This is a genomic window from Allorhizocola rhizosphaerae (assembly GCF_003426775.1).
In the GTDB taxonomy this organism is placed as follows: Bacteria; Actinomycetota; Actinomycetes; order Mycobacteriales; family Micromonosporaceae; genus Allorhizocola; species Allorhizocola rhizosphaerae.
Genome location: NZ_QJUG01000262.1, coordinates 1 through 10701, shown reverse-complemented (window position 1 = coordinate 10701; position 10701 = coordinate 1). Strand labels below are relative to the sequence as shown.

Here is a 10701-nt window from a genome sequence, read left to right as displayed (position 1 = left end):
GCCGCCCGGGGCCGGCGCGGCGCTCGGGTCGCCGGGGTTGCCGCCACCCGGGGCCGTCGCGCTGGCCGTGCCGCCCGGGGTGCTCCCCCCGCCCTGCGGCAGGGCGTCCGGCGGGTTGTCGGAACACGCGCCCAGGAAGAGAACGGCGACGGTGATCGCGATGATGCTTTTCATCAGGGGGTACCTGTTCCTATTTCGCTTCGCACAGTGTCTTGACCTTGTCGCCGATCTTCTGGAACTCCGGCGAGTTCAAAGAGTTGATGACCTTCTCCATGTCGTTGCCCGCCGACTCGATGGCGCGCTGGGTCGCCTTGATCGTGCCCAGGTCGGCCTCGATCGCGCCGCGCAGCTCACCGTCGGCCGAGCGGTTGGCCTCCGCCGCGAGCCCCTTGTCGTACTCGGCGAGGGCCGCCTTGAGCTCGGTGATCACCTCCGGCGCCTTGGCCGGGTCGCCCAGGGCCTCGGCGGCCTTGGGCACGATCGTGACCAGCTTCGCGCCCGCGTCGCCCTCCACCTTCGTGTAGGCGGCGCAGACGGTCTTCTTGTCGGCGCCTCCCGGGACACCGGCCGGTGGCGGTGTGGCCGGGCTCGCCGTGGCGCCGCCCGGCGTGGCGGTCGTCGGCGTGTTGGCGTTGTTGTTGCTGCCGGTGGGCGGCGCGGGGTTGTCGGAGCAGGCAGCCAGCGCGAACAGCGCGGCAACGACCAACAGACGGCGCATGGGGCGGGGCCTTCCACGAGGGGTTGTTTAACTCCGTTCGGGCGAAGCCGTGGTCTTGGCGCCACCGAGGCCGGCGCGAGGCGTCCGGGCGCGGTGGCTGCGAAGTTCACAGCCCACCGCGCAGCTTACTTACGGACGCGTGCGGCGACGACCTCCCCGGCGAGTCCGTCGCCGAACCGGTGCCTCTTCGTGTTCTTCTTCCTCGTCGGGCGCTTCGAGCTCCTCGACGTCGCCGTTCTCATAGCGCGACAGGTCGTAGCCCTCGGTGTCCAGCACCTCGCTGACGGGCGCCTCCTTGACCTTCTCGACCGGCGGGAGCGCCCTGCGCTCGGGCACCGGCTCGATGTGGATGACCACACCGCGGCCCTTGCAGTGCTCACACGGCTCGCTGAACGCCTCCAGCAGGCCCGCGCCGATGCGCTTGCGGGTCATCTGGACCAGGCCCAGCGAGGTGATCTCGGTGACCTGGTGCTTGGTGCGGTCGCGCCCCAGGCACTCGGTGAGCCGGCGCAGCACCAGCTCGCGGTTGCTCTCCAGCACCATGTCGATGAAGTCGATCACCACGATGCCGCCCAGGTCGCGCAGCCGCAGCTGGCGCACGATCTCCTCGGCCGCCTCAAGGTTGTTGCGCGTCACGGTCTCCTCAAGGTTGCCGCCCGCGCCCGTGTATTTGCCGGTGTTCACGTCGATGACGGTCATCGCCTCGGTGCGGTCGATGACCAGGTGCCCGCCGGACGGCAGGAACACCTTACGATCCAGACCCTTCAAAATCTGTTCGTCGATGCGGTACGCGGCGAAGACGTCCACCGCGCCGGCATAGCGCCGCACCCGCCCGACCAGGTCGGGAGACACGTGCCCGAGATAGGACTCGACCATCTCGGAGGCGTTGTCGCCCTGGATCACCAGCTCCTTGAAGTCCTCGTTGAACAGGTCGCGCACCACCCGGATGACCAGGTCGGGCTCCGCGTAGAGGAGCACCGGCGCGCCGCCCTCGCCGGCCTTGGTCTGGATGTCGTCCCACTGCGCCTGCAGCCGGGTGACGTCGCGCGCCAGGTCCTCCTCCGAGGCGCCCTCGGCGGCCGTGCGCACGATCACCCCGGCGCCCTCGGGCACGAGCTTTTTGAGAATGTCGCGCAGCCGCCGGCGCTCCACATCGGACAGTTTGCGGCTGATCCCGGACGTGTTGCCGTGGGGCACGTAGACCAGGTGCCGCCCGGACAGCGCGATGTGGCTGGAAAGGCGCGCGCCCTTGTGCCCGACCGGGTCCTTGGTCACCTGGACCAGCACGGAGTCGCCGGACCGCAGCGCCTGCTCGATGGAGCGGGCCTTGCCCTCCAGGCCGGCCGCGTCCCAGTTGACCTCGCCCGCGTAGAGCACGGCGTTGCGGCCCCGGCCCAGGTCGACGAACGCGGCCTCCATGCTGGGCAGCACGTTTTGCACCTTGCCCAGGTACACGTTGCCGACCATCGTCGAGGCCGAAGCCTTGGTCACGTAGTGCTCGACGAGCACGCCGTCCTCCAGCACGGCGATCTGCGTGCGGTCGCCCCGCTCGCGGATCACCATGACCCGGTCGACCGCCTCGCGCCGGGCCAGGAACTCGGACTCGGTCAGGATCGGCGGGCGGGTGCGGCGCTGCTCCCGGCCGTCACGGCGGCGCTGGCGCTTGGCCTCCAGCCGGGTGGAGCCGGTGACCCCCTGGACCTCGTCTCCCGCGGGCGCCCGCTTCTCGCGGATCTTTACCACGGTCGGGATGTCCTCGTCGGCCTCGACGTCGGACTCGCCCTTGCGCCGGCGGCGACGGCGGCGGCGCAGCGGCGCGCCCTCGTCCTCGTCGGGCTCGGGCTCGCCCTCGGCGACGGCCTCGGTCACGGGCTCCTCTTCGCCGTCGGAGTTGCCCTTGCCACGGCCACGCCCGCGGCGCCCCCTGCGCCTGCGGCGGCTGGCCTCGTCCTCTTCCTCGGAGGCGGGCTCCTCCTGCGGCGGGGCCACCTCCTCGACCGGCTCGGCGTCGGCATGCTTGCGCTTGCGCTCCCGCTTGCGTTTGAGCGGGGCCTCGGCCTCCTGCTCCTGCTGCTCCTGCTCGGCGATCGAGGGCGCCATGAACAGCACGGAGGGGGCGGAGGGAGCCTTGCGCTCGGGTTCCCCGACCGACTCGATCGGCGGCTCTTGCTCCGCGTCAGCCGCGGCCTTGCGGCGGCGCTTGGGCCGCTCCTCCTTGGGCTCCGCCGCAGAGGTCTCGGCGGGCTCCGGCTCGGCCGCAGCGACCGCGCTCTTGCGAACGCGACGACGTTTGGGCGTCTCGGTGACTTCTTCGGTGACGGCCTCGGTGGGCCGTTCGTTGGGCTCGTTGTCGAGCATAGAAAACTGTTCTCCAAGTCCTGGCGGGCCCGGGCGCACGAGCGCTTCACCGCACTCACGCAGCCACTCAGGACCGCCACTATGTTCTCGCGGCCACCTGGTCGCGTAAGTCTGTTTTACCGAGGACGATCCAACGCAAGCGGATCGACGATCTCCCCCTGCGGGGTCAGCGTGCCCTGAGCCAGTCGGGTCACCCGAGCGGGTGCCGTCGGTTCCAGGTCAGCCGCCACACGCAGGCCGGACAGGACGTCATCGGGTCGAACGGACGGGGTGACCTGCCGTACGACAAGGTCGAGTATGGCACATGGCGAGCCGGTCAAACCCGTAGGTCCGGCAGCCGGGGCAAGATTTACCACCGCGGCCCTGGTGTCGAACGTGCGTCTGCCCTGCTTGGTAAGCCGCTCCACCAGGATCTCAGTGCGTTCGAGAAATGCCTTGACAGCGGCGTTGAGCGCGTCGGGCGACACGCCCGGCAGCTCGATGCGCCAGTGCGAGGCGGTGAGCCGTTCGGCGAGGCTGTCTGTGGTATTTGTCTCTACCACCTCGACGACGTCGAGACCGGGCGACAGGGCCGCGTCGAGCGCCTCGCGCAGCTTCTCGGGCTCCATGGCCACGCGCAGCCCCAGCTCCAGGTATTCGGCCTCGGACGCGACGCCCGTCGGCGCGGCCGAGGAGAACGAGATCTTGGGGTGCGGGGTGAACCCCTGCGAATAGGCGATGGGCAGGTTCGCCCGGTGGATCGCCCGCTCCAGCGCGCGGGCGAAGTCGCGGTGCGAGGTGAACCGCAGCGGGCCCCGCTTGGCGTAGCGGATCCGCACGCGCTGCACGACCGGCGCCTGCCCGCCGGGTGGCTGTCGCTTGCTCACGTTGACACGACCGTCAGCGGGAGCAGCTTGCGGCCGGTCGGGCCGATCTGGATGTGGGTGTCCATCGACGGGCACACGCCACAGTCGAAGCACGGCGTCCAGCGGCAGTCGTCCTGCTCATACTCGGTCAGGGCGTCCTGCCAGTCCTTCCAGAGCCACTCCTTGTCCAGGCCCGAGTCGAGGTGGTCCCAGGGCAGGACCTCCGCCTCCTCGCGCTCGCGGGTCGTGTACCAGTCCAGGTCCACGCCGGTGGCCGCGCACGCGTCGACCCAGCGCCGGTAGGAGAAGTGCTCGCTCCACCCGTCGAAGCGGCCACCCTGGCGCCACACCTCCAGAATCACCGCGCCCACCCGGCGGTCACCGCGCGCCAGCAGCCCCTCGATCAGCGACGGCTCGCCGTCGTGGTAGCGCAGGCCGATCGCCTTGCCCAGCGAACGGTCCGCGTTGATGGCCTGCTTGAGCAGCTTGAGCCGGGCATCGATCACCTCGGGGCGCTCCATGGGCGCCCACTGGAACGGCGTGTGCGGTTTGGGCACGAAACCGCCGATGGAGACGGTGCAGCGCACCTCGCGCGAGCCGGTGGCCTCCCGCCCCGACTTGATGACCTCGTGCGCCAGGCGGGCGATCTGCAGCACGTCGTCGTCGGTCTCGGTGGGCAGGCCGCACATGAAGTACAGCTTCACCTGGCGCCAGCCGTTGGTGTAGGCCGTGACCACGGTGCGGATGAGGTCCTCCTCCGACACCATCTTGTTGATCACGCGCCGGATCCGCTCGGACCCGCCCTCGGGCGCGAACGTCAGACCGGTACGGCGGCCGTTGCGCGACAGCTCCTGCGCCAGATCGATGTTGAACGCGTCGACCCGGGTCGACGGCAGCGACAGCGACACGTTGGTGCCGTCGTACTGGTCGGCCAGGCCCTTGCAAATGTCACCGATCTCGGAGTGATCGGCCGACGACAGCGACAGCAGCCCGACCTCCTGGAATCCGGAAAACTCCAGCCCCTGCTTGACCATTTCGCCGACCGTGGTGATCGACCGCTCCCGCACCGGACGGGTGATCATGCCGGCCTGGCAGAAGCGGCAGCCCCTGGTACACCCTCTGAAAATCTCGACCGCATACCGCTCGTGAACCGTTTCGGCCAAGGGCACCAAGGGTTTTTTCGGGTACGGCCACGCGTCCAGATCCATCGTCGTGCGCTTGTGGACCCGGAACGGCACGCCCGCCCGATTGGGCACCACCCGCTGGATGCGCCCGTCGGGCAGATAGTCCACGTCGTAGAAACGCGGCACATAGACCGACTCGGTGCGGGCCAGCCGCAGCAGCAGTTCCTCCCGGCCGCCCGGCGACCCCTCTTTACGGAAGGCCGCCACGATGTCCGTGATCTCCAGCACCGCCTCCTCGCCGTCGCCGAGCACGGCGGCGTCGATGAAGTCGGCGATCGGCTCCGGGTTGAACGCGGCATGCCCGCCCGCGACCACGATCGGGTCGTCGTCGCCCCGTTCGCGGGCCATGAGCGCAATCCCGGCCAGATCGAGCGCGGTCAGCAGGTTGGTGTAGCCCAGCTCGGTCGCGAACGACACACCCAGCAGGTCGAAGTCGCCGACCGCCCGGTGGGAGTCGACCGTGAACTGCGGCACACCGTTGGCGCGCATCAGCTTCTCCAGATCCGGCCACACCGCATACGTCCGCTCGGCGAGCACGCCCTCGCGCTCGTTGAGCACCTCGTACAGGATCTGCACACCCTGGTTGGGCAGCCCCACCTCGTAGGCGTCGGGATACATCAACGCCCAGCGCACGGTCGCCGAGTCCCACTCTTTGACCGTCGCGCCCAGCTCGCCGCCCACATATTGGATGGGCTTGCTCACCAGCGGCAGCAACTGCTCAAGCTGGGGAAATACCGACTCGCCACGCATAACCACTAAGCGTACCGGGCTCGCCCGGACACCCCGCGTGCGCGATACTCGACATATGCTCATCACCGATCTGCCGAGTCTGCCGCTGACCGCCGATGAGTTCGAGAAGATTCCCGAGCCGGATGGCGCGCGGTTGGAGCTGTGGGAAGGAAACCTCGTCGTGATGGCGGCGGCCCAGATGGCCTGGCACTCGGCAACAGCCCGGCGCGTAGAAGATCTTTTCCGCGCCGCGAAGCGTGAAGTCCTGCGCGAGATTGGTGTGGTGTTGGGCCCGCGCGATGTGCCTATTCCAGACGTGGTGGTGTTCCGCGAGCCAGTCGACCTTGATCGCTCCCAGTTTCCGGCCGCAGACGTGACCTGTGTCGTCGAGGTGATTTCCCCTGAGTCGGTCAATCGCGACAAGAATGCCAAGCCAGCAAAGTACGCCGCTGCGCGCATACCCGAGTTTTGGCTGGTAGGCCGACTCCCCGAGAACCCTAACGACGCGCAAGTGGAGATCTACAAGCTCACGCCCGAGGGCGGCTACGGACTTGCCGAGCGGGCTCTGCTGTCCGAGCTGGAAGAGCGCTAGCCCTTCTTCTCCCGCTTCGGCGCGTATTTGGCCACGTAAGTCTGGCCGGTGAGCTGCTGAATCGTCGACATCAGGGTGTCGGTGATCTCGCGCGCCGCCGAGCTCTGCGAGTCGGCGTCCTTCCACTGGCTCGCATCGATCGGCTTGGCGAACTTGATCGTCACCTGGTCGCGCACCATCACCGAGGGCATCACCTGCCCGATGGGCTGGACCTTGTCGGTGCCGATCGTGCCGACCGGGACGATCGGCACGCCCGCGGCCATCGCCAGCCTGGCCGCGCCCGTGCGGCCCCGATAGAGCCGGCCGTCGGGCGAGCGTGTGCCCTCCGGATAGACGCACACCAGACCGCCGTTTTGCAGGTGCGGGATGGCCGCGTCGAACGCGCTCAGCGCCGCCCGCCCACCCGAGCGGTGCACCGGGATCGCGCCCAGACCGTTCATCAGGCCCTTGTAGAACAGCCCGGTGATGCCGGTCTTCTCGAAGTATTCCTCCTTGGCCCAGAACGCGATCGGCCGGTCGATCACCGCGCCGAGGAAGAACTCGTCGGCCACGGAAATGTGGTTGCCGCAGAAGATCGCTCCACCAGAGGTGGGGACGTGCTCGATTCCCTCGACCCTGGGACGCCAGATCTGCCTGATGGCAGGCGCGGCTGTCCACATCCCGATCGTATAGAGCACCGGCACGGCGATTCCCTTCCTCCAGAACGAGCTGAAGATACCCCATTTCCCGGCAGTGACTGAGGTCGGACGGCCCGTCACGGGCCTTGCACCGCCGCAGAAGGGCGGCGGTGAGCCCGCTCCGGTTCGCTACGCGCCGACCTCAGCCACGCAAGAGCACGGCTTCGCCTGAACGGAGTTGAACCGCGTTAACCGGCCTGGAGGCGGTTTACCTGCACCCTGACCTGCTCGCCCTCCCCGGCCTCACCGACAAAGACATTTTCTGGTACGGATCCGAAGCCCACCGATGAGGCCAACGTCTCACCGGCCACGAACTCCTCGTGCGCCCGCACGGCCGCCTCGACCTCAGCCGACGCCTCGATCGTCAGAGCTATGCGGTCGGTCACAGCCAGATCCGCCTCGCGCCGCGCCTGCTGCACCACCCGCACCACGTCTCGGGCCAGGCCCTCCGCGACCAGCTCCGGCGTGAGCGCCGTGTCGAGCACGACCACACCTGCCTCCCCGGGCAGCGGCGCCGAATGCTCGGCGTCGGCCGCGACCAGACGCAGCTCGTACTCGCCGGCCTGCAGGGTCACCCCGGCCGCCGTCGGCACACCGTCCACAAGCGACCACTCGCCCGCCTTGACCGCCTTGATGACCTGCTGCACGGCGCCACCCACGCGCGGGCCGAGCGTCCGCGGCACGACGGTCAGCACCTGCTCGCAGTGCGCCGCGACGTCGGCGGTGAGCACGACCTCCTTCACGTTCACCTCGTCCTTGACGAGATCGGTGAAGCCGGCCAGCGACTCGGCCTCGGCGACCGCGACGGTCAGCTTGGCCAGGGGCAGCCGCACACGCAAACCCTTGCCCTTGCGCAGGAACAGCGCGGCCGAGCACACGTCACGCACCCGGTCCATGGCCGCGACCAGGCGGTGATCGGCCGGGTAGGCGTCGGCGGACGGCCAGTCGGACAGGTGCACCGACCGCTCGCCGGTCAGGCCGCGATAGACCTCCTCCGTGGTCAGCGGCGCCAGCGGGGCCATCACGCGCGAGAGCGCGAGCAGCACCGTGTAGAGCGTGTCGAACGCGTCCGTGTCGCCCGCCCAGAACCGGTCCCGGCTGCGCCGGACATACCAGTTGGTGAGCGCGTCCAAATAGGACCGCACACTCCCGCACGCGCCGGACACGTCATACGCGTCCATCTGCCCCGTCACGGTCTCGACCAGCTCACGCGTCTTGGCCAGCACGTAGCGGTCGAGCACATGCCCCGAATCGCTGCGCTCCTTCGCCCGATAGCCGGAGGCGTTGGCGTACAACGTAAAGAAGTAATAGACATTCCACATGGGAAGCAGAACGTGCCGCACCGCATCGCGGATCGCCGCCTCCGACACCGGATTGTCACCGCCACGAAGCACGGGAGAGCTCATCAGCATCCAGCGCATCGCGTCGGCACCGTAGCGGTCGAACATCTCATAGACGTCCGGATAGTTGCGCAGACTCTTGGACATCTTGCGCCCGTCCTCGCCCAGCAGCGTGCCGTGCACGACACAGCTGCGGAACGCGGGCCGGTCGAACAACGCCGTCGCCAGCACGTGCAGCGTGTAGAACCAGCCGCGGGTCTGCGGCGTGTATTCGACGATGAAATCGCCTGGATAGTGATTCTCGAACCAATCCACATTTTCAAATGGATAGTGCACCTGGGCGAACGGCATCGAGCCGGATTCAAACCAGCAGTCGAGCACCTCCGGCACGCGCCGCATCATCGACTTGCCCGTGGGGTCATCCGGGTTGGGCCGCACCAGCTCGTCCACGACCGGGCGGTGCAGGTCGGTGACCTTCACCCCGAAGTCGCGCTCCAGCTCGGCCAGCGAACCATAGACATCCATGCGCGGATAGTTGGGGTCGTCGGACTTCCACACCGGGATCGGCGAGCCCCAGAACCGGTTGCGGCTGATGGACCAGTCGCGCGCGTTCTCCAGCCACTTGCCGAACTGGCCGTCCTTGATGTGCGCGGGCGTCCAGTCGATCTGCTGGTTGAGCTCGACCATGCGATCCTTGATGGCTGTCACCTTCACGAACCAGCTCGACACCGCCTTGTAGACCAGCGGGGTGTCGCAACGCCAGCAATGTGGGTAGGAGTGCGTGTAGGACTCGTGCCGCAGCACGACCCCGCGCTCCTTGAGCGCGCGCACGATCGGCTTGTTGGTCTCGAACACCTGCTCGCCCTCGTAGGCGGGCACGAGCGCGGTGAAGCGGGCGCGATCGTCGACCGTCACTATGGTCGGGATGCCGGCCGCGTTGCACGCCGCCTGGTCCTCCTCGCCGAAGGCCGGGGCCAGGTGGACCACGCCCGTGCCGTCCTCGACCGTCACGAAGTCGGCGCCGAGGACCTTGTAGGCCTCGGGGCCCGCGTGCGGTACCAGAAAATCGAAAAGCGGCTCATAGCGGCGGCCCACCAGATCGCGGCCCTTGACCACCTCGACCTGCTGGTATCCCTCGAGCTCCGCGCCGTAGTAACCAACCCGGGCCGCGCCCACGATCACACGCTCGCCGTCCTTCTCCAGCACCGCGTAGTCCACGTCGGGGCCGACCGCCAAAGCCAGATTGGACGGCAGCGTCCACGGCGTGGTGGTCCACACCGCGACTTTTTCGCCGGTATCGAGCTTGAACCACACAGCCAGCGTCGGGTCGACCCGGTCCTTGTAGACGTCATCCATCCGGGTCTCGGTGTTGGACAGCGGCGTCTCGCAGCGCCAGCAGTACGCCAGCACGCGGAAGCCTTCATACACCAAGCCCTTGTCCCACAACGTCTTTATTGCCCACATGACGCTCTCCATGTAGTTCAGGTCGAGCGTCTTGTAGTCGTTCTGGAAGTCGACCCAGCGGGCCTGCCGGGTCACATAGCGCTCCCACTCACTGGTGTAGCGCAGCACCGACGTGCGGCACGCCTCATTGAACGCGGCCACGCCCATCTTCAGGATCTCGGCCTTGGTCGTGATGCCCAGCTGCTTCTCGGCCTCGACCTCCGCCGGCATGCCGTGGCAGTCCCACCCGAACCGCCGCTCGACCCGCCGCCCCTTCATCGTCTGGTAGCGCGGCACGACGTCCTTGGCGTAACCCGTCAGCAGGTGCCCGTAGTGGGGCAGCCCATTGGCAAAGGGCGGCCCGTCGTAAAACACGAACTCGTTGGACCCATTGACGCCCGCCTCCCTGCCCTCAACGCTGGCGGCAAACGTCTTGTCCGCGGCCCAATAGTCAAGAACCGACCGCTCCAGCGCAGGAAAGTCCGGCGAAGGCGTCACCTGTGGATAACCCATCTCGCGAGCTCCTCATGATCACTGTCTGCCATCAACAGTGCGAGGACGAGCAATTGCCCGCGGTACCACCTCGCTTGCGCACCGAGTCGGCACGCCGCTCTTGTATCAGGGCTGTGACGGGCCCACCCGTCCGGTTCTACTAGGATGCTGATCCGTTCTTCCGGAGGCTCACCGGTGATGGCCGGGTCGATGCCTGTGTGCCCAGATTACCCGACCTGCCCACCACCTCCCCACCGGGTTTCCCGTGTCCCGCCCGCACCCCACCCACCACACCGGGAGCACGCAGCCACGGCCGCGACCTG

Annotated in this window: 7 protein-coding genes; 1 reads left to right on the top strand and 6 read right to left on the bottom strand. The window is 68.1% G+C overall.

Translation table 11 applies throughout. The features are described from left to right. Positions 1–190 precede the first annotated feature (190 nt). The 4 genes from DM816_RS35975 to DM816_RS35960 form a co-directional block, all read right to left on the bottom strand. Positions 191–718 (bottom strand): hypothetical protein, encoded by a 528-nt coding sequence (locus DM816_RS35975; RefSeq protein WP_117214988.1) that lies wholly within the window; start codon positions 716–718, stop codon positions 191–193. A 129-nt stretch (positions 719–847) separates the two neighbouring features. After that, complete coding sequence (locus DM816_RS35970; protein ID WP_425455316.1) at positions 848–3139, bottom strand: Rne/Rng family ribonuclease; 2292 nt, start codon at positions 3137–3139, stop codon at positions 848–850. A gap of 53 nt (positions 3140–3192) precedes the next feature. Beyond that, entirely contained in the window at positions 3193–3903 is a 711-nt protein-coding gene (locus tag DM816_RS35965; protein ID WP_162908181.1) for a TIGR03936 family radical SAM-associated protein, read from the bottom strand. Positions 3904–3938: 35 nt separating this feature from the next. Continuing rightward, a complete protein-coding gene (locus tag DM816_RS35960) occupies positions 3939–5855 on the bottom strand; it encodes a TIGR03960 family B12-binding radical SAM protein (protein ID WP_117214986.1) in 1917 nt (638 codons plus the stop codon). Positions 5856–5910: 55 nt separating this feature from the next. Between DM816_RS35960 and DM816_RS35955 the strand changes: the two genes are divergently transcribed. After that, complete coding sequence (locus DM816_RS35955; RefSeq protein ID WP_162908180.1) at positions 5911–6426, top strand: Uma2 family endonuclease; 516 nt, start codon at positions 5911–5913, stop codon at positions 6424–6426. On the opposite strand, the gene DM816_RS35950 is transcribed toward DM816_RS35955, so the two are convergent. Together DM816_RS35950 and ileS are read right to left on the bottom strand one after the other, a co-directional pair. Continuing rightward, positions 6423–7109, bottom strand: a complete 687-nt coding sequence (locus DM816_RS35950) for a lysophospholipid acyltransferase family protein (protein ID WP_117214985.1) — start codon at positions 7107–7109, stop codon at positions 6423–6425. The two genes, DM816_RS35955 and DM816_RS35950, sit on opposite strands and share 4 nt — an antisense overlap. Before the next feature lie 182 nt (positions 7110–7291). Further along, complete coding sequence (gene ileS / locus DM816_RS35945; RefSeq protein ID WP_117214984.1) at positions 7292–10399, bottom strand: isoleucine--tRNA ligase; 3108 nt, start codon at positions 10397–10399, stop codon at positions 7292–7294. Positions 10400–10701 lie beyond the last annotated feature (302 nt).